Source organism: Bartonella sp. bp_1, from assembly GCF_055808085.1.
Map to the genome: position 1 here is coordinate 1,842,501 of NZ_CM147851.1, position 23,369 is coordinate 1,865,869.

Below are 23,369 nucleotides of genomic sequence, written 5' to 3' on the forward strand. Positions count from 1 at the left end.
AGAGCAGATCGTCCGTTCGACTGGCATGGGGCTAAGCAATGACGCTGCCCAAGTTGCAGTTCTTCGCTATATGGATCCTATCCAATTTGGCAGTTTCAACTCATCCTTTTCATTTTCTAACACGCCCGATGTAAAAATTGTGCAAGAGAATGTCAGCGTATCTCCTCGCGAAACCGGCGATGATGGATCAGAAGGCTATGCCGAAGATATTATTCCCTTCCGCAAAAAAGAAAAAATCCTCAAAGCACTAAATGACGCCAATTATCAGGGGCAGGATGCCGAAAATATAGCAGAAGCACTGGCAAGCTATAATAAAAGCGATACATTGGAAGCTGGCAGTGTCTTACGCATCGGCATTGAGGCCAAAGCTGAAGGCAATGACCGTATTGTCCGTGCCAGTATATATAATGGCATGCGCCATATACTCAGCGTCGCCATGAACGATCAAGGTCAATATGTATCAAGCGCCGAGCCGGAAATGACACCGGTCCTTAAAACCGCCTTTGAAGGGGGCGTACCAACGGTAAGAGTTGCCAGCAGCAATCTACCGACAGTTTATGATGCAATATATAAAGCAGCACTTTCTTACGACCTTAATACCGATATGGTGCGTCAGCTTATAAAAATGCTGGCGAGTGATATTGATTTACAAAGCCATATATCCATCAATGACAGCCTTGATGTCTTCTATCCGTTAAATGATGAAAATGAAAACACTGCCGACAAGGCAAAAGACCGCGAAATTCTCTATGTCAGCGCAACTTTTGGCGATATTACAAGGAAATATTATCGCTTCCAGTCCAAAGACGGGACCGTAGACTATTATGATTCAGATGGACGCAGCTCCAAACAATTTCTCATCCGCAAACCCGTGCCCAATGGTATTTTCCGTTCCCCCTTTGGCGGTCGACGCCATCCGATCCTGGGCTATGTTCGTATGCATACAGGGGTAGACTGGGCCGCACCGCGCGGCTCACCCATTATTGCAGCAGGAGACGGTGTCGTCATCAAAGCTGGCACAATGCGCGGTTACGGCAATCACACCGAAATCCAGCATGCCAACGGCTATGTTTCATCCTATTCACATCAACAGGGTTTTGCCAAAGGCATTAAAGAAGGTGCGCGGGTACGACAAGGTCAGGTTATCGGCTATGTTGGCTCTACCGGTCTTTCCACCGGCCCGCATTGTCACTTTGAAGTTATTGTAAATGGCACCAAGGTCGATCCGATGCGTATCCGCCTGCCTGACAGCAAAGCACTCAAAGGCAAAGAACTCGAAGCCTTCAAACGCGATCGAAACCGTATCGACAGCTTGATCAGCGGACAGGATTCAACAAAAATGGCAGCAACCTCATTGCCATCCACAAATTAAGCTTTAATCGATAACAATATAAGATGTGGACGGGCTATAGCTGATACGTTTTATGGCATAGCTATCCAAACCTAGAACTTCATGAAGCGCTCTTGTTTCTCCTGGGAAATTCTTATGATTAAGCTCATCGAACGCCAAAACTGTTCCCTTGGTCAAAAATGGACGGATAGCGGTCAGGCAATCTCTCGTTGGTTCATAAAGATCAAAATCAAAATAAGCCATAGCTATAATCGTTTCAGGATGACGTTCAAGGTAATCTGGAACCGTCTTTGACGCATCGCCCTTTACCAATTCATTTTTACTGATATGCGACAAAGGTGCATCTTGCTCATGGTGATGCAAAATATCATTCAATTGATCTTTCCAATGCTCTGTCACCGCGAAATCACCTTTGGAAACTTTGTCACTGTCAAACTGGTGAACTTTTGGAAATCCTTCAAATGTATCAAAGCCTATAATACGCCTGCTAAAATTATACGGCTCATATATACTTCGCATCGCACTGAACAACGATAAATTTTGCCCCCACCTCACTCCGAACTCCATGATAACGCCATGAACCGGCAAAATCATTTTATAAAGTTCATTCATATATTGAATACGCGCGAAATTCTGCCGCGACAGATAAATACCAATATTATCGATCAACTCATCGTCTGGAATAGGAGAGTGACGTAATTTTTGTGCAAGAAATGTTCGATTCTCTATATCCTGCTGGGTTCTTTGAACAACAGTTTTCATATGGCTTATCCTTTATATTCCAGCATTATCTTCGTACGACCAGATTTTGACTATCAATCAACCGACCGATTTTTGAACACATAAGATTAACAATCTGGGCAAGTTGCTCAGGTTGCATGATGACAGAGGGATCTTCATCCGGCGCCAGCTTTTTTCGTAAATCCGTAGCGCAACGCCCGGGGGACAGACACACAACCTTTGTACCGTAAGGCTTTAATTCTTCCCGCATTATATCGCTCATATTAATCATTGCAGCCTTACTGGCCGAATAGGTAAGCCATCCAGGTCTACCATTTATGCCTGCTGTTGAAGCAATATTAATAATTAGCTCAGGCCGAACTTGTCTTTTTATAAAATTCTGAACAAGAAAAAAGGGAGAGAGAAGATTTACATGAAGTGTTTTTAAAAATTCTTCGTGGGATATTTCGTTGATACTCTGAGGGCAGGTATAACCAGCATTATTTATCAAAGTATCAACACTCAAATCCTCTTCTTCTATAAAGTCAAAAATATTTCCAATGTTCTCATGATCATTTAAATCATAAAAAATAGGAATTATTCTTACTTTTTTATGTATATTTTCAAGCTCATTTATCAAGTTATTAAAATGTGCGCTCTCACGTGAAACAGCAATAATTGTTTTTATTTCGCTATTCTTTGTAAGTTCCCTGACAATTGCCGCACCTACACCTCGCGAGGCCCCTGTAACCAATATATTTTCAGTCATAGTGAAGCCCTTTGAGTATATGTTCTGCAAACATAAAATCTTCATAGTTTGTTATTTTGATATTAGAAGCTTTCCCTATCATGTAATGGACAACCAAACCTATCTGCTCGATACACATAACAGCATCTTCATGATAGACTTTTTCACAAGTTGCCGCTTTTTCATGCGCCAGAAGTAGTTTTGAAGTTTCAAATTTCTGCGGCAGCTGAATATTATAGGTTTTTGCCCTATCAACCAAACCTATAATACGATTTTCCTTCTCATCAACTTCACACATCGAATAACTAATGGGCGCACAATAGGATAGATTGGCATATTCACTATTGATGATAGCCTCTATTTCATCCATGGACACCGATGGTCGAGCGGCTTCTTGTAAAATAACATGCTCTTGAGATGCTGCCTGAACCAATATACAGGAAGACTTTTGTCGTGTACTGCCTGAATCAACAATTTTAAAGGGTTTATTATGTATATAAGCCCGTGCTACCTTAAACGTCTCATCATGGAACCCTTCAGGTGCATTAATGATGACTTCTTTAATCGTTGCGATTTTATCGGCCGCAATCATGGAATAGGCCAACATAGGATGCCCATTTATGAGATGGAATTGTTTAGGATAGCGCAACCCAGAACGACTGCCGATACCACCAGATAGCAATAAAAAGCTATAACTGCCCACCCCATAACCTTTTTCAGTAAACAACAAGCTTGCCCCCCTAATATTATTGCAAACTGATATATTGACCTTATCAAGTCATATATTCGCAATAAAAATCCATAAATACACATACATATTAAATAAAAGTTAAGTTTTAATAAAAATTAACTAAAAATAAACCATATAAATATAAATAAATTTTTATTTATCTGTTGTTATAAAATAATAAGACGAAACAGTTTATCATCAACTTGTTTCAGGATGCTTGAGTCCAAGATTAGTAAATCAACAGATTGCTGGGGTTATATGCCTATATTCAAAGAAAAAATGGATGCCGCTTTTCAAGCCATACAGAAAAAAGATTGGCAAAATGCCGGATTGATTTCACTCGAACTGATCGACCTCAATCCGACCATTGCCGAATCTTACGCCTTGGCTATTTTGGCTATGCGCCATCTGCAGCTCTTCGAAAAAGCCGAATCTCTTGCAAAAGTTGCAATCAATAACCTACCACCAAACTTCGCTATTTTGATGGGATACGCCAATATTGCCATCGCACAAAACCAATTCGAAGAAGCCTATAAGCGGTATAAGGAAGTTTTTAAATACTTTCCTTCCGAGCCAACACTATATGATAATCTGATACCGCTCAGCGAACATTTGGGATACAAGAACGAAAAGTTTTATTTTATCCGAAAGCATCAAAATTATCGTTTTCTTTCATACCGTGATAAAACGGATTTACCCCGTTATAATTATCTGAAACGTTTTTTTGATTCCAATAATCCGGATGAAAGATTACGTACAATCGCCAATGGCGACATTTGTTATCGCCCCCGAGAAAAAGGAACGCCTATTCGTATTGGCTTTTTATTCCAATCATTGGCACAGCGCGAAAACCTCATTCCTCTCATTGATAAAATGATTGATGACGAGGATTTTGAAATTGTCATCATTGCGACTAATCGTGTTCCGGACCAGCCCTATAATACTAAAGACTGGTTCGTCACCAATTATTTACAAACCGATAGACTGCAAATTGTTGGGCATGAAGATGCCTCACAATTACCAGATCTATATTCATTAAATCTAGATATCTTATTTTGGCAAATGCCTTATATGTATTCGCTACCTCTTGACTATCATCCGATATGCTCAGCAATGCACATCCGAACAGCCTATACAGCCTATGCCTTTTCCTCTGGAATGGGACGCAAGGATGTCTATGGCATGGGGTTGATGGATTCCATGTGGAAGTTTTACGCTGAAAGTGAAATGGCGGCTGAACATTATAAACAATATGGACGCGACGAAACGGTTAAAACCGTCGGTAATATAAAAATAGAAAACTTGAGAAACATCCTGAATCAGAAAGGAAATTATCCTGTTGTTCTCAAACCTATTACCGGTAGAAAGCCAAAAATACTATTCAACACCCATTTCACTGGAAACTCATTCTATAACTATCATGATATTATTATAGAACTGGCAAGAACCAGAAAATATGACATTACATACCGCCCACATCCCTATACAAGAAGTAAAATGAACGAAGGGGGCGTTTTAAGCTTTGCAGAATTCGATAAAAAGATACAAGATATTATCGATGCAGGCGTTAACTATGATAATGGCGATAGTAAAAGTTCATATGCGGATGCCTTAATGGAAGCTGATTTATTTATCAGCAGTATGACATCATTGGTTTTTGAATATAGTATTACAAGACGTCCGGTACTTTATCTGAAAGACAAGGTTACTGATGAACATTACCATGGTGATTTTTATAAAAAATATATTGAGGATTGTCTTTATACATGCGCTAATCCGCACGAATTGCCCAAGCTGGTCGAAGAAATTTTTGCAAACTACACCACCGATCCCAAAATAGAAAATCGGGAAAAATTCTGGAAAGAGCAAAACTTTCTGGGTGACACCGACCCAAGCGATCTAATTATTCAGGATATCAAAACTTCGCTGGATGCAGAATCATCATAAAACCGGAACTAGTCGACGAACTCTACCGTCACGCCCTTTTTGACCAGATGGGCGAGCTGCTCAGCATCCCAATTGGTCAAACGGATACAGCCATGGCTTGATGTCTTGCCTATACGTGAAGGTTCAGGCGTACCATGAATACCATAAGTCGGTTTTGACAAAGCAATCCATACCGTACCAACAGGCCCGTTTGGGCCAGGCGGAATTGTTAGAACCGTATTATTGTCCCCCTGACGGAAATTGACATGCGGATTATAAGTGTAATTCGGATTCAAAGCGATCCGTTCAACCTGTACCGTTCCGGAGGGGGATGGATTATCGGATGATCCGATCGTCGAAGGATAGGCAACAACCAATTTCCCTTCTGCATTAAAACCACGCACCTGCTTGCGTATCTTATCCGCTTCAATCCGTGTAACAGGCTCATATTGGGGTAACTTCAAATTGGGTACGACGATTGTCTCACCCGATTGTGTAAACCGACTTGTCGGATTGAGTGCCTGCAAATAGGCCTCATCAATATGAAATTTCTCTGCCAGCATTTCACGTACCGATGTATAAGCCATCGCCGGCATTTGTGCCTTCAATGCATAATCAGCCGGAATAGAGGCGACATAAGTCTGATTTATATCCACTTGCGTAATTATATAATGTGTAAAAGCCGGTCCGCCTGTTGCCATCAAGGCCGTTTCAATGGCCGCATGATCATTGGGATCGATAAACTTTCCTGATATTTGGCCGGCCGCAGCAGCAGCTTTATCAAAATTGGAGCCGACAATCCCGTCAATAGCACCTGGTGAAGCTCCAAGCCGTGCCATCAATATCTGTAGACTGGCAATAGCCTCACGCGCTTGCGGTCCTTTGGGCATCTCAATAGCAGGTGCATCATTTTCTGGCAGCCCATCCTTTTCAGCCAATACATCATCAGAAGGCGCTCCCCCTCCCACGACTGCATTTTGGGTGTTGTTACGGTCAAAAGACAAAGGCGGCGGCGTTATACCCTCCGGATAGGATGAGGGTTCGACAATTCGCACAATTTGATTACGATTATTTATATAAATATGGCGACCGAACTGATCGACAAATTCACGCAAGTTTTCTTGCCTGCCTGATAAATCACTAGGGTCATAAAGCTGTGCAGTAGCCACATCAGGATAAAGACCTGAAATAGCAAGGCAGGAAACAAAAAGAGCAAGAAAAACTTTGTACATACAATCACCCGATGATTGCTGCTTTATAACGCTTTCACAGTTAATAAAGAACCCAAAATAAAAAGGCCACACTATCATGTGGCCTTTCTCTTCATTCCATCATACCGCCTGTTCACCAACATGGGCAGGCGACGGCTTGAAATTCAATCGGTCTGATCCGCGTGTAACCTTAACGGTCGCACCATCCAAAATATCGCCCATCAGCAATCTTTCGGCAAGCGGATCCTGCACCTCACGCTGGACAACGCGCTTGAGTGGTCGCGCACCATAAGCCGGATCATATCCCTTATCGGCCAAAAATTCACGGGCATCTTCATCAATATCAAGCTTGATCTTGCGATCTTCAAGCAGTGCTTGCAAACGCAGTATCTGGATATCAACAATCGCACCCATTTCCTTACGATGCAGACGATGGAATAAAATGATTTCATCAACACGGTTCAAAAATTCCGGTCGGAATGAAGCCTTGACCACTTCCATTACCTGTTCACGAGCTTTTTCGGCCTCTTCATCATCTTTAAGAGCTGTCAGATATTCTGCTCCCAGATTGGACGTCATGATGATCAACGTATTACGGAAATCGACAGTACGCCCCTGACCATCCGTTAAACGTCCATCATCCAAGACCTGCAGCAAAACATTGAAGACATCAGGATGAGCTTTTTCAATCTCGTCGAAAAGCACCACCTGATAAGGTCTGCGTCGCACAGCCTCGGTCAAGGCACCACCTTCTTCATAACCCACATAACCGGGAGGGGCCCCAATCAAACGGGAAACAGAATGTTTCTCCATAAATTCCGACATATCAAGACGGACCATTGCCGTTTCATCCTGAAACAGGAATGACGCCAACGCCTTGGTAAGTTCTGTCTTACCAACACCGGTCGGCCCCAAGAAGATGAAAGAACCGATCGGACGGTTGGGGTCCTGCAAACCCGCACGGGCACGGCGTACAGCACGCGACACGGCTTGGACAGCCTCACCCTGACCAATCACCCTCTTGCCGATCTCGTCTTCCATACGAAGAAGCTTTTCACGCTCACCTTCCAACATCCGGTCAACCGGTATACCTGTCCAGCGTGAAATAACCTGTGCAACATGGTCCGGCGTAACCGTCTCTTCTACCATCGAGCCATGGTTTTCATGACTTTCCGCATCAGAGAGCTGCTTTTCCAGTTCGGGTATTGTCCCATAAGCCAACTCACCGGCCTTCTGGAATTCACCATTACGCTGGGCAATCGCCAGTTGGTTACGGGCATCTTCAAGCTGTTTTTTCAAATCCGCAGCATGACCAAGCTTCTGCTTTTCGGCCTGCCATTTCGATGTCATCGCATGGGATTCTTCTTCCAGTTCAGCCAGTTCATTTTCAAGCCGCTCAAGACGATCCTTAGACGCATCGTCTTTCTCAACTTTCAAGGCTTCCCGTTCAATCTTCAATTGCAAAATACGCCGATCAATTTCATCCAACTCTTCAGGCTTTGAATCAACCTGCATACGAAGTCGCGAAGCGGCTTCATCAACCAGATCAATCGCTTTATCAGGCAGAAAACGATCGGTTATATAACGGTTAGAAAGCGTTGCAGCCGCAACCAGTGCCGAATCCGCCACACGAACTTTATGATGCTGCTCGTATTTTTCCTTAATGCCACGCAGAATAGAAATCGTATCCTCGACTGTCGGCTCATCGACAAAAACCGGCTGGAAACGACGGGCAAGTGCAGCATCCTTCTCGACATATTTACGATACTCTTCCAAGGTTGTTGCACCGACACAATGCAATTCACCACGTGCCAAAGCCGGCTTCAACAGATTGGAAGCATCCATGGCTCCGTCGGTTTTACCGGCACCCACCAATGTATGCATTTCATCGATAAATAGTATAATCTCCCCCGCAGCCGCTTGGACTTCTGACAAGATGGCTTTCAGGCGCTCCTCAAATTCACCGCGATATTTCGCGCCGGCAATCAAGGCCCCCATATCCAATGATAACAAGGATTTGTCGCGCAACGATTCTGGCACATCACCATTCACAATACGCAATGCCAACCCTTCGATAATTGCTGTCTTGCCAACACCTGGCTCACCGATCAATACAGGATTGTTTTTCGTGCGCCGTGACAGAACCTGAATCGTACGCCGAATCTCTTCATCACGTCCAATAACCGGATCCAGCTTGCCTTCACGTGCATCCGCCGTCAAATCACGGGCATATTTCTTGAGCGCATCATATTGACTTTCAGCTGAAGCCGAATCTGCAGTTCTTCCCTTGCGCATTTCATTAATCGCCTTGTTCAAGGCCGTTGGCGTGACGCCGCCCTTTGATAAAATTTCCGATGTTTTAGCCGATTTTTCCATAGCCAGCGCTTGCAAGAGACGCTCAACGGTTACAAAGCTGTCTCCGGCTTTCTGCGCCAACTCTTCAGCCGTTGAAAAGACCTTTGCCAAAGGTTGCGACATATAAAGCTGTCCATTGCCACCGCTTACCTTCGGTATGGCAGATAAAGCCGCTTCCAGCGCTATCTTGACATTCTTGATATTGCCACCTGCTACTTCAATCAGGCTAGCACACATACCCTCGCTATCATCTACCAGAACCTTTAAAAGATGCTCAGGCAAAAATTGCTGGTTATCCGATGAAAGCGCATAATTCTGCGCAGATTGTAAAAAACCCTGCACGCGCTCACTATATTTTTCCAAATTCATTCTTGTCTCCTTTTTCCCATAGCCTTTTAAAGCACCATGAGAGTCTTAAGTGACAGGCCTCCTATTATGATAAGGCAAGCCATGTTCTTACAATGATATGGTTATAAACATATACAGCGACAAGGGGCACACATAAATATGAAGAGCCAGCCTTTCGTATCTTATTTTCGCATCATACTTTGGCATACTCCTATCCATCTTCCCTATCCATCTTCAACGGAACCCATGCATGCCCCGAAAACCCTTAAGTTCATATCATCCAATTCTTTATCGCCTATCTGTCGGTTTGCGTCGCTTCATCCGTCAGTGCCAATGGCATCTGGATGGGCGCCACTATGCGATGAACCGACAGAACACTGCACTGCCCTACCGTATAAAAAAACACCAATCCGTGCTGTTGAAAAAATTGGGCGAAACCGACATGCAGTTACAACGTAACAAAGTCGTCAATCTGCAAATCGCTGTTAAAACGCTCAATGGGCTGACGATCCATCCAGGTGAAGTCTTTTCTTTTTGTCGTCTTGTAGGCAAACCGACCGCCAAGCGCGGTTTTTTAGAGGGAATGGAAATTTCCTTCGGCAAGCCACGTGCCGGTATTGGCGGCGGAATCTGCCAGATATCCAACCTCATTCATTGGCTGGTCATACACTCCCCACTCACTGTGACAGAACGCTATCACCATTCCTACGATCCATTCCCCGATGATGGCCGCGTACTACCTTTTGGCAGTGGCGCGACAGTCTTTTATAATTATCGTGACTATCAATTTCGTAATGACACACCGCATACATTCCAGATCAATTTATGGTTTTCAGAAAAATGTCTGGAAGGTGAATTACGCTGTTCGGATGCGTTGGGCTATCGCTATCATGTGGTAGAAGAAAACCATGCCTTTATCAAAGAAGCCGATGGGCGATTCTTCCGCCGCAATGAAATCTGGCGGATCAAAACCGAAAAAGGGCATGGCGGACAAGAGCTAGCCCGCGAACTTGTCACAAAAAACTATGCCCGTGTTGCCTATGAACCGAAAAATTACGAAACAGGTTAAACGACATTCAACGACGAATAACAGGGCCGCCTCGATTATGTGAAGGAACCGACTTCTTAGGAGGGGTTTTACGCTGAGTAACAGGTGCAACAATTGCTTGTTCTTCCTGTAATGCCGGTCCAGTCAATGATGCGGGTGCAGCCGCCTCTTCCACAACAACCGCCTCAACGGTTTCTCCCACATTCAAATGCGCAATAAAGTCGGCTGTATGATCATAGCCGCCCGTCAAATTCTTACCCAGACATTGGAGGCTATAAATCGGCCCCCACGGCACACCCCACCAGCCCAAAATCAATGTCAGCAAAGTAAAAGGAAGGCCTTTTTTGAAGACTGATTCATCCGCACGCAGAAAATAGATGGACGAGCCACGTTTAAAAGTCATTATCAGAATGGAAACACACCATATATATTGGACAAACCGTCCACCCTTGGCGATTTCGACGCGAATTTCCTCTTCACTCAGATTTTCAATGCCGACAATATCGACCATATGTCCCCCTAAAAACAATGTAATGTCTGATTTATTGTGGTGAAACTACATGTAATTTAATATTTACATCAAGCTTATTGAGCATTTCTTGAAATGAATCAACACCATAATCAGCACTCTCGCTAACAAGCGCCAGAATTTGTCCTGTCCCGCTTTCCTCAACATTCGCCAGATCGGCAACAACTGCTTCTGCCGGATCAAGAAAACGAATATCGGGTTTCGCCCGTTCAAAATAGGAAAGGAGCCATGGCAAATGGGTGCTGGACAAGGTAACGACATCAATTTTGTCATCTTGGCGCAGCAACATATCCATAAATTGGTCAACAGCTTTCTGTGTTCCTTCTTTATCAAAAAGAAAAGCACCATTTTCAACACGCTCGACCAATACAGAAGCATTCACCAGAGAAACCAGCTCAGGTGCTTTACTATTGGCTTTGACAAAGGTACGTCCCATTTCGCTATTGACCATCGAAGCAACACCGCAAATAGCGACATGGCCACTCTTGCTGAGACGCTCGGCCTCTTTCAATGGTGGGAAAACACCATAAAGCGGTACTTTGCAATCCTCTCTGATGCGGTCAAAAACCATGATGGAAGGTGCGTTGGATGCAATGATAATGGCAGAGGGATCATAATTTTCCAAAAAACGGAAAGTCTGACGCATAATAGTTTCAAGCTGTTCGGATGTTTTGCTGCCATAAGGAAAACTGGCCCGATCGGCAAAATATAAAATATCACGTTTCGGTTGCTTACGACGAATCAAATCGACAATCGCATAGGAACCGATGCCGGCATCAAAAACAGCAATCGGCTTTATCAATTTTTTGGCGGCAGCCATTACTCTTCTCCATCTGCATCATCAAGCGATTTTCCAGGCAAAACATAAGCACCATTCAACCAACGATTAAGATCTAGAGACCGGCAGCGTGACGAACAGAACGGATAGAATTCACGGATGGATGCCTTACCGCATTCAGGGCATGGCCGTGATGGTCGTAACGGCGTTACTCTTGAATCAGGCTTTGGCGAGATATCTTTTGGTTGATCACTCACAATATGACTACCTTAAAACTCGCCACCGGCCCATTGGGCATAAGGCAGATAATTTTCAGCCTCAAGCAGTTCTAGCGTTTCAGCTAAAGGCAAGCCTACAACATTGGTATAAGAGCCGACCAGTTTAACCACAAACGCACCGGCATAACCTTGTATTGCATAGCCCCCCGCTTTACCTTCCCATTCAGCCGATGCCAGATAGGCATCAATCTGCCGGATATTCAATTTACTAAAGCGCAAACGGCTTTCCACAAGGCGGCTATGCATACGGCCCTTGGCATTAATCAGGCAAACGCCGGTATGAACCTTATGGGTACGACCCGAAAGAAATTTAAGGCACTCACGGGCCTCATCCTCATTTTCCGGTTTTGGTAAAATTGTACGGCCAACACTCACCACTGTATCGGCAGCCAAAACAAGCGCTTGTGCCAATTCCGGCAAGCGATGTACTTCAGCCGCGGCTTTCACAGCCTTCTGCTGCGCCAGCCTCTTGGCAAGAAAGCGCGGATGTTCAAGCCGCTTTGGTGTCTCATCAATATCGGCAGGATGCAGATGATCGGGATTGACGCCGATTTGGTGCAAAAGCTGCAAGCGCCGCGGCGACGCCGAAGCCAGAACCAAAGATTGCGGCTTATTCTTTTCACTCATCCGATTGATCCGGCATTGTTGTTATTTATAGCGGTAGGTAATACGGCCTTTGGTTAGGTCATAAGGTGTCATTTCCACCATAACCTTGTCACCGGCAAGAACACGAATACGGTTCTTACGCATACGTCCCGCAGTATGGGCGATAATTTCATGATCATTATCAAGCTTTACCCGAAACATCGCGTTAGGCAATAACTCGGTGATGATACCTGAAAATTCCAAAACTTCTTCTTTGGCCATGTGTTTCCTGTTGTCATTAGAATGGCAGCAACGGACAAAATTATCCGCTGTTTGCGCGGAACCTATATCATGAACGCCGCTTTGTGAACAACTATTGTTATTTTTACGCCTATATCACGCTTTAAATCGCGCTTGAATACGATTTTTCAGGGTCTCGCGCACATTTCGATAGGCATCCAATATCTGTTCACGCGAACCTGTCGCCAAAGCCGGGTCGGGTGTAGGCCAATATTCAACATCAACAGAAAAGGAGCGCATCTCTTCTAAAACCGCATGATGGGCTTGCGGTGTCAAAGTAATGACAAGATCAAAAAAACCGTCCGACAACTCTTCCAGACCACGCGGATTATGGTCATCCAGCGACATACCATCCTCGGCAATCACGCATGCGGCAAAAGGATCCCGCTCACCACGCTTGATACCGGCAGAGGCCACATAGATATCGGGGAAAAACTTATGGGTTAGCGCTTCGGCAATCGGTGAGCGAATAGAATTCATTCCACACACAAACAAAACAGAACCCGGTCTTGATGTTTTTGATAGAGAGGTAAAATCAGCCATTTTCATCCCCTCCAATGCAAAACACAAAGCAATGTGAAAAGACGTCGCGCTGTTTTAAAATCAATCTCCAGCTTGCCACTTAAGCGTTCCTGCAATGTCGTGGAACCTTCATCATGCAAACCACGACGTCCCATATCGATGGCTTCGATCCGACTGGGCGTTGCCGATCGGATTGCCTCATAATAGGTGTCACAGATCATATAATAGTCTTTGACGATTCGGCGAAACGGCGTCAGGGATAATATATGGGTGGTTACCCATTCACCATCTTCACGGGTGATATCGAATACCAGACGCTTATCAACCAAAGACAGTTTAAGCCGATAGGGTCCCTCACCGGTATCACCAATGGGACTGAAACTATTTTCTTCGATCAGATCAAAAATAGCAGCCGCGCGTTCATGCTCGACATCCGGGGTCGAGCGACCGATGCTCTCGTCAAGTTCTACATCGATAAGACACGCTTTACCCAAGTCCATACCTTTACATATTAAGCCTGATCGCTACCGAACGACCATGGGCTTGTAATCCTTCAGCTTCGGCCAATTCTATTGCTGCAGGGCCAAGCGCCCGCAATTGATCCGCACCCAATTTCAAAATCGAAGTCCGCTTGATGAAATCAAGGACCGAAAGACCGGATGAAAATCGTGCCGAGCGCGCTGTCGGCAAGACATGGTTTGAGCCGCCGACATAATCACCGATAACCTCAGGCGTATAGCGACCGACAAAAACAGCGCCGGCATTACGCACCTTGCTTAACAATGCTTCCGGTTCCTCCACTGCCAACTCCAGATGTTCGGCCGCAATCCGATTGACAAGAGGCATCGCCTCGTCAAAATTCTCGACCAATATAATAGCACCGAAATCCTTCCAACTGGAAGCAGCTGTTTCACCTCGCTTCAGCTTCTTGATTTGGGCATCAACAGCCTGCGCTACCTGATTTGCAAAATCTTCGTCATCGGCAATCAGAATAGATTGCGCCATCGTATCATGCTCAGCCTGAGCCAGAAGATCGGCTGCAATCCAATCAGGATCATTATTTTTGTCTGCAACGATAAGCACTTCGGAAGGCCCTGCTATCATATCGATGCCAACCCGCCCGAATACCTGACGTTTTGCAGCCGCAACATAGGCATTGCCGGGCCCGACAATTTTGGCAACCGGTTTGATTGTCTTAGTGCCATAAGCCAAAGCAGCAACAGCCTGCGCGCCGCCAATGCGATAGACTTCGCTGACATCCGCCAATTTGGCAGCAGCCAAAACCAGCGGATTGATATGACCATCCGGTGCCGGCACAACCATGGTAATCCGCTCTACACCTGCAACCTTGGCCGGTACTGCATTCATCAACACAGAGCTTGGATAACTAGCCGTCCCCCCCGGTACATAAAGCCCTACCGATTCAACAGCTGTCCAGCGCCAGCCAAGTTCGACACCCAAAGCGTCGGTAAAACGTTCATCCTTTGGCAACTGCTTACTGTGATAGGCTGCAATACGGTCATGAGCCAACTTCAAGGCTTCCATAGTCTGCGGCTTGACACAATTATAAGCCGCATCAATTTCCGCTTGGGAAACACGCAAACCCAATTTTTTTAAATCGACACGGTCAAACTGGGCTGAATAATCAATTAAAGCATCATCACCGCGATCACGTACCGCCTCGATAATAGTACGCACAGAATCATCAACTGTTTGCGACACTTCCCGTTTAGATCCGAGAAATTGCACGAAAGCCGTTTCAAAATTATGATCACTCTGACGCAGTACCAAAACCATTTGTGCCTCGCTTTAACTGAAAACAAATCCTATATTACTTATGTGTAGGCCGTGAACGCGCCTGCCAAGCGGATCCAAGGTCACTTAATTGCGCTTCAATACATTCTACATCAAGCCGGATAGCCGCTTCACCAGAAAAGATAAGCGTTATTATGCCGGCTGGCAAATCCTTCGGTAGAAACTGGATCGTCAACAATGACAGAACATCATCTTTACGGTTACGATCAATACCGCGTGTCGCCACTTTCAAAACACGATCGAAACGTAACAGACTACGATGACGTGTTTTATTTTTATGCCGCTGGATTATACCGCCGCTTAAAGTTTCTTCCCAGCCGAAACGATTAAGGGCCAATAAGAAATGTCCTTCCTTGGCCATCCATTCAATATCGCCAACCTTAATGACACTATCTTGCAAATGGGCTGAAATGATCTCCAGATCTTCATCATCCATGGCCAATAGTTTTAATAACGTCATTTAAAAACCTCGAACCGGTTATCCATACAACTCTGGTTAGAGAACTTTGAAGGTGATGTGAAGAGACTTTATGTCCTTATCGATCATCAACCGCTGATACGCTCGATTATAGCACCACATTGCGATAGCTTTTCTTCCAATCTTTCAAAGCCGCGATCAAGATGATAAACGCGATTGACAGTGGTTTCACCTTCAGCAGCAAGACCTGCAATCACCAAGGAAACAGATGCGCGCAGATCCGTTGCCATCACCTGCGCTCCTTGCAGACGCTCAACCCCTTCAATGGTTGCTGTCTGGCCGGAAAGTGTAATGTGGGCGCCAAGGCGGGCAAGCTCCTGCACATGCATAAAACGGTTTTCAAAAATTGTCTCGGTAATATGCGACACACCTTTGGCGCGTGTCATCAACCCCATGAATTGCGCCTGAAGATCGGTTGGAAAACCTGGAAAAGGCTGTGTTTCTATATCAACTGGCTCAATTGCATGACCATTACGGGCAACACGGATACCATCACTTTGACGTTCAATTTCAAGGCCGCTGCGGGCCAATGTATCGAGTACACTTTCAAGTAAAGCGGGTTCTGCCCCTTTAAGCAGGACATCACCACCCGTCATAGCGACAGCCATGGCATAGGTTCCAGCCTCGATGCGATCGGATATAACCCGCACCTGTGCTCCCGACAGGCTTGTTACGCCTTTAATATGGATAGTTGGTGTACCGGCGCCGGTAATTTTTGCCCCCATGACGTTGAGACATTCGGCAAGATTGACAACTTCCGGCTCGGCAGCCGCATTTTCTAAAACAGTCTCGCCCTGGGCAAGGCTCGCAGCCATCAACATCACATGCGTCCCGCCAACCGTTACTTTGGGAAAATGATAATGCGCACCTTTCAAACCACCTGAAGGGGCCTTGACATGGGCGTAACCATTTTCAATTTTCACTGTCGTTCCCAAAGCCTCCAGACCATGAAGAATAAAGTCGACAGGGCGCGTACCAATCGCGCAACCACCGGGCAATGATACGGTTGCTTCCCCCATACGTGCCAAAAGCGGACCAATCACCCAAAAACTTGCACGCATTTTCGAAACCAGTTCGTAGGGCGCGCGTGTTGTTACAATATGGCGGGCCGTAAAATGGACTGTGCGTGAATAAGCCCCATCCTGATGCTCACGGCGGCCATTAACCGAATAATCAACACCATGATTGCTTAAAATACGGATGAGCTGTTCGACATCGGCAAGATGGGGGACATTTTCAAGGCTGAGCGTATCGTCACTCAACAAAGAAGCAATCATCAAAGGCAGAGCAGCGTTTTTAGCACCTGAAATCGGAATAATGCCGTTAAGTCGGTTGCCACCAACAATCTTGATCCGATCCATAACGCTTTTGCCTTTCTTTGTCTGCTGAAGAGAAGAGGATGATTCGCCACCACGTCATTAATACCACCCTTCATGGTATTTATGTGGCGCCTGCCATCCCTTTATCAAGAGGAACGTAAAGGAGCCTTTTTTATTTCGTCTTGGCCTGCATCGTGTGTATTCAAACCGGCCTCACGTTGACGGGCCTGCGCTTTGCGTCGTTTCAAATTGTCACGCAACTGCTTGGCAAGACGTTCATTCTTTTTTTGTTTAGCGACATCATCCATGAGAAAACATGCTATAAAAATTTCGTTGCGTTGCTCATATCACCGCTGTTTGATAAATTCCAGCCCTGCGATTATATCCCGTCATCGCAATTTTTCTTGATGCAAATGCGATTGCCCGCTTGCCTAATTGACCGTGATATGGCAGAACGCCGCCCAACAGCATAAAAATGCTGCAGTAGCTCAGTGGTAGAGCACTCCCTTGGTAAGGGAGAGGTCGGGAGTTCAATCCTCCCTTGCAGCACCATTCTTTCCTAGAAAAATATCACGTTCATAATAATGCCCATGACTGGCCTCTACATAAATCCAATGCTGGCGGAAGAGCATGGGAGTCGAACCCACCCAAGACCGTCTCACGGCCCCTTACGGCTTTGAAGGCCGCATCCATCACCGGATGAAAAGCCCTTCCATTGGTGTTATGGATTTTTTCAGTCCAATAGGCAAGCAGCGCTCAAGAAAAAAGGTCGAGACGATGCGGATTCAAACGGCGGATATCGCCGCGCCGGATCGTCACGCCATGACGGTCGAAGAATTCCAATATAAGAATTGTTACCTTACGGCCATTATCCAGCCGGTCACGCAAATCAGCTGCAACAAATTCACCCTTCACGGCATGTTCGGCAATATCTTTGGCAATCATAATGATTTCAGCCAGCACTTCCCGCGGGAAAAAATAGTCCTGGGCTACTTCATAAAGCCTTCCCATACGGGACAAAGATTTTAGAATACGACGCATATGCGTTTCTTCAATTGCGAACATTTGCGCAAAATCGCGTGTACGTTGAGGGCGAAACCGCTCTTCTCCTATCAAAAATGGCTCGACCTTTTGCCATATTTTTTCATCATCGTCTCCCAATTTTGCCTCATGGCTTGCCAGACCAATCCATGCGCCACGGATTTTGATCAATCCCGCCTCGATCTCATCTTCAATCAAGGCTTTAAAAAATGGCGCCTTGATTTGTGGAGCAATATCACGGCGCAGTTTTTCAAGGCCGACACCAAAAAGATCCGGATCATGCACATGAAATTCTTCAAGATAAAGCATGACAGCATGACGTAACCTATCACGCTCCTTTTCACTCAAGACAAAACGGTCCGCACCATAATCAAAAACCGCCAATTCATGCACATCAAGCAAAATATTGGCTTCCTGTGCCGATAGATTACGGGCTCGACAAAAGCTGACCCAATCGACAAAATAGGGCTTTTCAGCCAAAAGCGCATCAAGCGCTAGCGCATGATCGCTAATTTCCATCGCTTGCAGCTGCGCCAAACGCTGTGGGCTGCGACGCCGTCTTGCTGGCGCGAACGGATTAATCAGTATACCGCCGCCAATGGTCCGGCTGGCTGAAATATCGCGAATGATAATCCGGTCACCGCAAATACCGATCAGCGGTTTTTCTGTCACAATCTGTGCCAGAATCGTATCACCACCCATTGCTTTTTCGCCCTGTAAAAAAACAAGTCGTGCATTGGTTTCAAGCGCACCGTGATGAAGCCGCACAGGAAACCATTGTTCCAATATCTTTGTCTCGGATTTCAAAATATGCAATCGAGCATCAAACCGCGTCGTCGGATAATTGAGAAAAGAATCAACAACCATATAACCGCGCTTCAGTTTTTCCTTCAGCGCATTATCACCGGATAGATTAAGGGCGGCACGATCCCCCTGACATGTATTTGAAGCGGGTTCATCTTGCACATGAATAGAGCGCAAACGTACCGCTTCATCAATCGGTGCCACAACAAGCCGCTCATCGTTTTCAGCACTTCCTGAAATTACAGTGCCTGTAACAATCGTACCTTGTCCGGCCAATGTGAAAACACGGTCAACAGCATGGCGAAAACGACCATGCGGTTCCTTTTCTCCAACGGCCAAAGAAGCTTCATCCAATGCCAACCGCAAAGCATCGATCCCGTCTCCATTTAATGAACAAACAGGGTAGATGGAGGCATTTTCCAAAAAGCTACCAAGTGTAAAATTATCAATTTCATTTTTGACCGCGTGTAAACGATCGCTATCAACAAGATCTATTCGCGTTAATGCAACAAGCCCGTGCTGGATACCCATCAATTGCAGAATATCAAGGTGTTCACGTGTTTGCGGCATAACACCATCATCCGCAGCAATGACCATCATAACAAAATCAATACTGCCTGCGCCGGTTAGCATCGTATGAATAAGTTTCTCGTGCCCCGGCACATCGACAAAACCTATACGTTTGCCGTTTTTCAAAGTCTGATAGGCAAAGCCCAGCTCGATTGTAATGCCGCGCTTTTTTTCTTCTTTCAAACGATCCGTATCAACCCCTGTCAATGCTTTGACAAGACTAGTCTTCCCATGGTCAATATGCCCTGCCGTACCAATAATCATAGGGATAACATAGCTATATTGCTGGCAAATTTCTCCACATCATCCAATGTACGGCAATCCAGTATCAGCGCATCATTTTTGATACGTCCGATAACAGGCATCGGCAATCGACGCATGGATGCCGCCAAATCAGAAATCAAATGAGCCACCTGTGCACGGATAGCCAGACCATAGCTATCAATCGTTTGCGATGGCAAAGCACCTGAACCGACCTGACTTTGGCAGACAATAATATCAATACCGAAATCGGCTCCTAGCACATTTTCAAGAATGGGATGCAAACGATGGGCGCATTGTTCGATCTCCTTTGCAGGACGTGCAATATAACGCAGTGTCGGCAGATTTTTAACAAGCCTTTCTTCATGCTTATAAAGTTTAAGCACGGCCTCCAAAGCCGCTAGGCGCATTTTATCAACGCGCATGGTACGCTTCATTGGATTGGCATTGATTTGAGCAATTAAGGATGCTTTGCCAACAATAAAACCGGCTTGTGGCCCACCCAATAATTTATCCCCGGAGAAGGTGACAATATCGGCGCCGGCCTCGACCGTCTGGCGGACTGTCGGCTCATCATAAAGACCGAAACGTTTCAAATCAATCAATGTACCCGAACCCAAGTCCTCGACTAACGGATAATCGCTTTGCTGGGCGAGAGCTGCAAGTTCTGCCGTAGTGACCGCTTTCGTAAAACCTTCAATATGATAATTGGATGTATGTACCTTCAAAATAATACCGTTATCATCCTGAGCAGCTTGCAGGGCTTTTTGATAATCTTTTACATGGGTACGATTAGTTGTGCCGACCTCGATTAACCGACAACCGGCCGCCGTCATAATATCCGGCATGCGAAACGCACCACCGATCTCGATCAGCTCACCGCGCGAGATAATAGCCGGAGCACCATGGCCCGCAAGTGTATTCAATGTCAAAAGGACAGCGGCTGCATTATTATTGACAATTGTTGCATCTTCGGCCCCCGTCAATTCGCATAGAAGGCTTCGTAGATGATCATCACGCTCACCGCGTTTTCCATCTTGCAAATTATATTCAAGCGCCACAGCATAGCGCATGGCTTCATTGGCTGCAGCGATTGCTTCTTGCGGCAATTGTGCCCGACCAAGGTTGGTATGTAAAATGGTTCCGGTCATATTAAATACAGCCCGCAAAGACGACACAGCCTCATCGGCCAGACGCTTCATGGCCAGCGCGGCCAGCGCCTCCTCATCGCGCCCACTCTTGCCCGCACGCAATAAAACCCGTTCATCGGCCAAGACTGCACGAACCGCTTCAACCACACTGCGATGGCCATAAAAATCAACAGCCTCTACACCACACGATGTTGCCAATATCCGGTCGACCGATGGTAGAGATGAAAAATCTATACGCATAAGTCCCTCAATATCCTGCCATAAACGGATTGAATGCACCACGTTTGAACCGTTCATTCTGCTGCATGAGAAGATCAAGCGCAATAGAGCCGATATCATCGGCAAAGACCTCAAAACCTGCATCCTTTTGATGGTCGACAATCTTGCAATATTTCAAACAATTCTTGCAGGTTTCTGCCAAGATAGTCCCCGGTCCGCCATCGATTTCCTGATATTCAATTCCGCCGGTTGCCTCGCAGAATGTACATTTGACACGCACATAATGCCACAATGTGCCGCAATAGAGACAAGAACAAAAACGCGTCCCTTCACTTTCTTCCCAGCCGACAACGATGGACGCAGTATGGGTACCACCGCAGGCCGGACAAAGATTATGATCAAGCGGCTTCAGTTTCTTGGCATCAAGCCCCTTGGCAGCATGGGCATAAAGCACCTGCATGGCCCCTGTCATCATGATATGATGGGCCATTTTTTCCTGTGGCAATTGCTGATTGATGATATTTTTGGCTATAGCAGTCCAACTTTCCTTATCATCCAACAGATCATCCAGTACCAATTGCAACTCAGACGAAAGTTTTTGCGCTTTCAGGACTTTAAAAAAAGTCTGTGTTACATCATTGAACAATGGCATCTCGATCAAAGCCGGACGATCAAGCGGTGGCATAGCAAAATCGCTTGCTTTCGGATTAATGGCAGCTGAAAAATCCTGAGACACAAAATCAAGCGCCGTTTTATGCTGAGCCCGACTGAACAAAATAAGAAAATCGATATAGTCCTTTACCGGACTGGTTGGCGCCAGTTTTTCAAAACGTCCGGCACGCTCGTCAAAAAGACGATGGATATCGGGAAGCTTGGCAAAAGGTGGCGTACGCACCTTGCCGATTTGTGTCATGTCGCCTTCAAATTTTTTATTGCGTGGCATAACTTACCTAATCCTCAACCATTATTTATATCCTGAAGGAATAGATATAATCAAAAAGATAGCGTACGTCTAATCATCCCTGTCTGATTGCAAAATATCATCCAAGTATAATTTCATTCATCGCCCGATTTTAAGCCCTATGATAAAACAATTATTCTACGCAAGCAGAATTCATTAGATTTATATTCCACACATAATAATGCGATGGCATCTTCATCCCTTTGTTTTTGACATAGCTTTGGTCATTTTATAGCCGAAATTAAATTTGAGGGTTTATGATGAAAAAACTTATTCTGGCATTAGGCATAGCAACAACCTTGTTGACAACAAACGCTTATGGTGAATCGCAAAAGATTTTGAATGCATCTTACGACATTGCGCGTGAACTTTATGCCAAGGTCAATGAGCAATTCATTCCCTATTATAAAAAAGAAACAGGCATTGATCTGACCATCGACCAGTCCCATGCCGGATCTTCCAAACAAGCCCGTTCCATCCTTGAAGGTTTGGAAGCTGATGTTGTCACTTTCAATCAGGTAACCGATATTGATATTCTGGCCAAAAACGGTTTTGTCGATAAAGACTGGCAGAAAGCCTATCCAAACAATGCATCGCCCTATTATTCATTTCCGTCCTTTCTGGTCCGCGCGGGCAATCCTAAAAACATCAAGAACTGGGATGATCTTATCCGCGATGACGTAAAAGTCGTCTTCCCCAACCCAAAAACATCAGGCAATGCACGCTATACCTATCTGGCAGCCTATGCCTTTGCGAAGGAAAAATATGGATCCGATGAAAAAGCACAGGAATTTGTCGGCAAACTATTTAAGAATGTACCTGTTTTTGACACAGGCGGACGAGGCGCCACCACAACCTTTATCGAACGTAATATCGGTGATGTGCTGATTACTTTCGAAACCGAAACATTGAATATCGCTAAAGAATTTGGCGCAGATAAAGCTGAAACAGTTACACCGGAAGTCAGCCTCAAAGCAGAGTTTCCTGTGGCCGTTGTCGACAAAGTAGCCGACAAGCGTGGCACTAAAAAAATCGTTCAGGACTATCTCAGCTATCTCTATTCAAAAGATGGACAGAAACTGTTGGCCGAAAATGGTAACCGCGTTAATGATGAAGAAGTCGTTGCCGAATATGCCGATCGTTTTCCCAAAATCCGTCTGCTGACAGTGGAAGATGTTTTTGGTTCATGGGATGCGATCCAAAGCGAACATTTTGCCTCTGGTAAAATTCTCGACACACTTTACGAAGGCCGTTAAACGCGCCGTCTATCTTAAACAGGATAAAGGCGGTTCACCGCCTTTTCTCTTTTGAAAGGCTTAAT

Annotated in this window: 24 protein-coding genes and 2 tRNA genes (1 of these 26 only partly in view); 5 read left to right on the forward strand and 21 right to left on the reverse strand. The window is 45.4% G+C overall.

Annotation, left to right across the window (positions count from 1 at the left end; all coding sequences use genetic code 11):
- Positions 1 to 1,372 carry the 3' portion of a M23 family metallopeptidase gene (locus tag ACYZ97_RS09115; protein WP_473298264.1) on the forward strand. The gene continues 599 nt to the left of window position 1, outside the view, so only the last 1,372 of its 1,971 coding nucleotides appear in the window; its start codon lies off the left edge, out of view; its stop codon occupies positions 1,370 to 1,372.
- 3 nt (positions 1,373 to 1,375) lie between these two features.
- Here the strand turns inward: ACYZ97_RS09115 and ACYZ97_RS09120 are convergent, their stop codons facing one another.
- From ACYZ97_RS09120 to ACYZ97_RS09130, 3 genes are read right to left on the reverse strand one after another with little or no spacing between them, the layout of a single operon-like run.
- Positions 1,376 to 2,113, reverse strand: a complete 738-nt coding sequence (locus ACYZ97_RS09120; protein ID WP_473298265.1) for a hypothetical protein — start codon at positions 2,111 to 2,113, stop codon at positions 1,376 to 1,378.
- Between the two features lie 25 nt (positions 2,114 to 2,138).
- Positions 2,139 to 2,840 (reverse strand): SDR family NAD(P)-dependent oxidoreductase, encoded by a 702-nt coding sequence (locus tag ACYZ97_RS09125; protein WP_473298266.1) that lies wholly within the window; start codon positions 2,838 to 2,840, stop codon positions 2,139 to 2,141.
- Positions 2,833 to 3,546: an IspD/TarI family cytidylyltransferase gene (locus ACYZ97_RS09130; protein ID WP_473298268.1), complete on the reverse strand. Its 714-nt coding sequence runs from the start codon at positions 3,544 to 3,546 to the stop codon at positions 2,833 to 2,835. Before ACYZ97_RS09130 ends, ACYZ97_RS09125 begins: the two co-directional genes overlap by 8 nt.
- A 261-nt stretch (positions 3,547 to 3,807) precedes the next feature.
- On the opposite strand from ACYZ97_RS09130, the gene ACYZ97_RS09135 reads away from it, so the two are divergent.
- Positions 3,808 to 5,496: a tetratricopeptide repeat protein gene (locus ACYZ97_RS09135; RefSeq protein ID WP_473298269.1), complete on the forward strand. Its 1,689-nt coding sequence runs from the start codon at positions 3,808 to 3,810 to the stop codon at positions 5,494 to 5,496.
- An 8-nt stretch (positions 5,497 to 5,504) separates the two neighbouring features.
- Here the strand turns inward: ACYZ97_RS09135 and ACYZ97_RS09140 are convergent, their stop codons facing one another.
- Complete coding sequence (locus ACYZ97_RS09140; RefSeq protein ID WP_473298270.1) at positions 5,505 to 6,707, reverse strand: L,D-transpeptidase; 1,203 nt, start codon at positions 6,705 to 6,707, stop codon at positions 5,505 to 5,507.
- Positions 6,708 to 6,806: 99 nt separating this feature from the next.
- Entirely contained in the window at positions 6,807 to 9,410 is a 2,604-nt protein-coding gene (gene clpB, locus ACYZ97_RS09145) for an ATP-dependent chaperone ClpB (protein WP_473298272.1), read from the reverse strand.
- 229 nt (positions 9,411 to 9,639) lie between these two features.
- On the opposite strand from clpB, the gene ACYZ97_RS09150 reads away from it, so the two are divergent.
- Complete coding sequence (locus ACYZ97_RS09150; RefSeq protein WP_473298274.1) at positions 9,640 to 10,458, forward strand: VanW family protein; 819 nt, start codon at positions 9,640 to 9,642, stop codon at positions 10,456 to 10,458.
- A 7-nt stretch (positions 10,459 to 10,465) separates the two neighbouring features.
- Here the strand turns inward: ACYZ97_RS09150 and ACYZ97_RS09155 are convergent, their stop codons facing one another.
- The 11 genes from ACYZ97_RS09155 to ACYZ97_RS09205 all read right to left on the reverse strand — a co-directional run bounded on the left by ACYZ97_RS09155 (position 10,466) and on the right by ACYZ97_RS09205 (position 17,349).
- Positions 10,466 to 10,948, reverse strand: a complete 483-nt coding sequence (locus ACYZ97_RS09155) for a hypothetical protein (protein WP_473298276.1) — start codon at positions 10,946 to 10,948, stop codon at positions 10,466 to 10,468.
- A 31-nt stretch (positions 10,949 to 10,979) separates the two neighbouring features.
- Positions 10,980 to 11,786: a glutamate racemase gene (locus ACYZ97_RS09160; protein ID WP_473298277.1), complete on the reverse strand. Its 807-nt coding sequence runs from the start codon at positions 11,784 to 11,786 to the stop codon at positions 10,980 to 10,982.
- Positions 11,786 to 12,001 carry a DNA gyrase inhibitor YacG gene (gene yacG, locus ACYZ97_RS09165; RefSeq protein ID WP_473298278.1) on the reverse strand — a complete coding sequence of 72 codons (216 nt, stop codon included), beginning with the start codon at positions 11,999 to 12,001 and terminating at the stop codon, positions 11,786 to 11,788. Before yacG ends, ACYZ97_RS09160 begins: the two co-directional genes overlap by 1 nt.
- Before the next feature lie 12 nt (positions 12,002 to 12,013).
- Positions 12,014 to 12,649 (reverse strand): Maf family nucleotide pyrophosphatase, encoded by a 636-nt coding sequence (locus ACYZ97_RS09170; protein ID WP_473298279.1) that lies wholly within the window; start codon positions 12,647 to 12,649, stop codon positions 12,014 to 12,016.
- A gap of 21 nt (positions 12,650 to 12,670) precedes the next feature.
- Positions 12,671 to 12,889: a translation initiation factor IF-1 gene (gene infA / locus ACYZ97_RS09175; protein WP_461721255.1), complete on the reverse strand. Its 219-nt coding sequence runs from the start codon at positions 12,887 to 12,889 to the stop codon at positions 12,671 to 12,673.
- Positions 12,890 to 13,003: 114 nt separating this feature from the next.
- On the reverse strand, positions 13,004 to 13,450 hold the full coding sequence (locus tag ACYZ97_RS09180) for an arsenate-mycothiol transferase ArsC (RefSeq protein WP_473298280.1): 447 nt from the start codon (positions 13,448 to 13,450) through the stop codon (positions 13,004 to 13,006).
- 2 nt (positions 13,451 to 13,452) lie between these two features.
- Complete coding sequence (locus ACYZ97_RS09185) at positions 13,453 to 13,929, reverse strand: UPF0262 family protein (RefSeq protein ID WP_473298281.1); 477 nt, start codon at positions 13,927 to 13,929, stop codon at positions 13,453 to 13,455.
- Positions 13,930 to 13,933: 4 nt separating this feature from the next.
- Positions 13,934 to 15,226, reverse strand: coding sequence for a histidinol dehydrogenase (gene hisD / locus ACYZ97_RS09190; protein ID WP_473298283.1), 1,293 nt, complete (start codon positions 15,224 to 15,226; stop codon positions 13,934 to 13,936).
- A 34-nt stretch (positions 15,227 to 15,260) separates the two neighbouring features.
- Entirely contained in the window at positions 15,261 to 15,704 is a 444-nt protein-coding gene (locus ACYZ97_RS09195; RefSeq protein ID WP_473298284.1) for a DUF2948 family protein, read from the reverse strand.
- An 86-nt stretch (positions 15,705 to 15,790) separates the two neighbouring features.
- Positions 15,791 to 17,083 (reverse strand): UDP-N-acetylglucosamine 1-carboxyvinyltransferase, encoded by a 1,293-nt coding sequence (gene murA / locus ACYZ97_RS09200; protein ID WP_473298286.1) that lies wholly within the window; start codon positions 17,081 to 17,083, stop codon positions 15,791 to 15,793.
- A 104-nt stretch (positions 17,084 to 17,187) separates the two neighbouring features.
- Positions 17,188 to 17,349 carry a hypothetical protein gene (locus ACYZ97_RS09205; RefSeq protein ID WP_473298288.1) on the reverse strand — a complete coding sequence of 54 codons (162 nt, stop codon included), beginning with the start codon at positions 17,347 to 17,349 and terminating at the stop codon, positions 17,188 to 17,190.
- 169 nt (positions 17,350 to 17,518) lie between these two features.
- On the opposite strand from ACYZ97_RS09205, the gene ACYZ97_RS09210 reads away from it, so the two are divergent.
- Positions 17,519 to 17,593, forward strand: a tRNA-Thr gene (locus ACYZ97_RS09210).
- On the opposite strand, the gene ACYZ97_RS09215 is transcribed toward ACYZ97_RS09210, so the two are convergent.
- From ACYZ97_RS09215 to fdhE, 5 genes are all read right to left on the reverse strand, one after another.
- Positions 17,572 to 17,703 carry a hypothetical protein gene (locus tag ACYZ97_RS09215; RefSeq protein WP_473298290.1) on the reverse strand — a complete coding sequence of 44 codons (132 nt, stop codon included), beginning with the start codon at positions 17,701 to 17,703 and terminating at the stop codon, positions 17,572 to 17,574. The two genes, ACYZ97_RS09210 and ACYZ97_RS09215, sit on opposite strands and share 22 nt — an antisense overlap.
- Positions 17,660 to 17,755 (reverse strand) — tRNA-Sec (locus ACYZ97_RS09220). Before ACYZ97_RS09220 ends, ACYZ97_RS09215 begins: the two co-directional genes overlap by 44 nt.
- A 42-nt stretch (positions 17,756 to 17,797) precedes the next feature.
- Positions 17,798 to 19,720, reverse strand: a complete 1,923-nt coding sequence (gene selB / locus ACYZ97_RS09225; RefSeq protein ID WP_473298291.1) for a selenocysteine-specific translation elongation factor — start codon at positions 19,718 to 19,720, stop codon at positions 17,798 to 17,800.
- A complete protein-coding gene (gene selA, locus ACYZ97_RS09230) occupies positions 19,717 to 21,108 on the reverse strand; it encodes an L-seryl-tRNA(Sec) selenium transferase (RefSeq protein ID WP_473300673.1) in 1,392 nt (463 codons plus the stop codon). Before selA ends, selB begins: the two co-directional genes overlap by 4 nt.
- Positions 21,109 to 21,115: 7 nt before the next feature.
- Positions 21,116 to 22,030, reverse strand: a complete 915-nt coding sequence (gene fdhE, locus ACYZ97_RS09235) for a formate dehydrogenase accessory protein FdhE (RefSeq protein ID WP_473298293.1) — start codon at positions 22,028 to 22,030, stop codon at positions 21,116 to 21,118.
- Between the two features lie 275 nt (positions 22,031 to 22,305).
- Between fdhE and ACYZ97_RS09240 the strand changes: the two genes are divergently transcribed.
- Complete coding sequence (locus ACYZ97_RS09240) at positions 22,306 to 23,304, forward strand: sulfate ABC transporter substrate-binding protein (RefSeq protein ID WP_473298295.1); 999 nt, start codon at positions 22,306 to 22,308, stop codon at positions 23,302 to 23,304.
- Positions 23,305 to 23,369 lie beyond the last annotated feature (65 nt).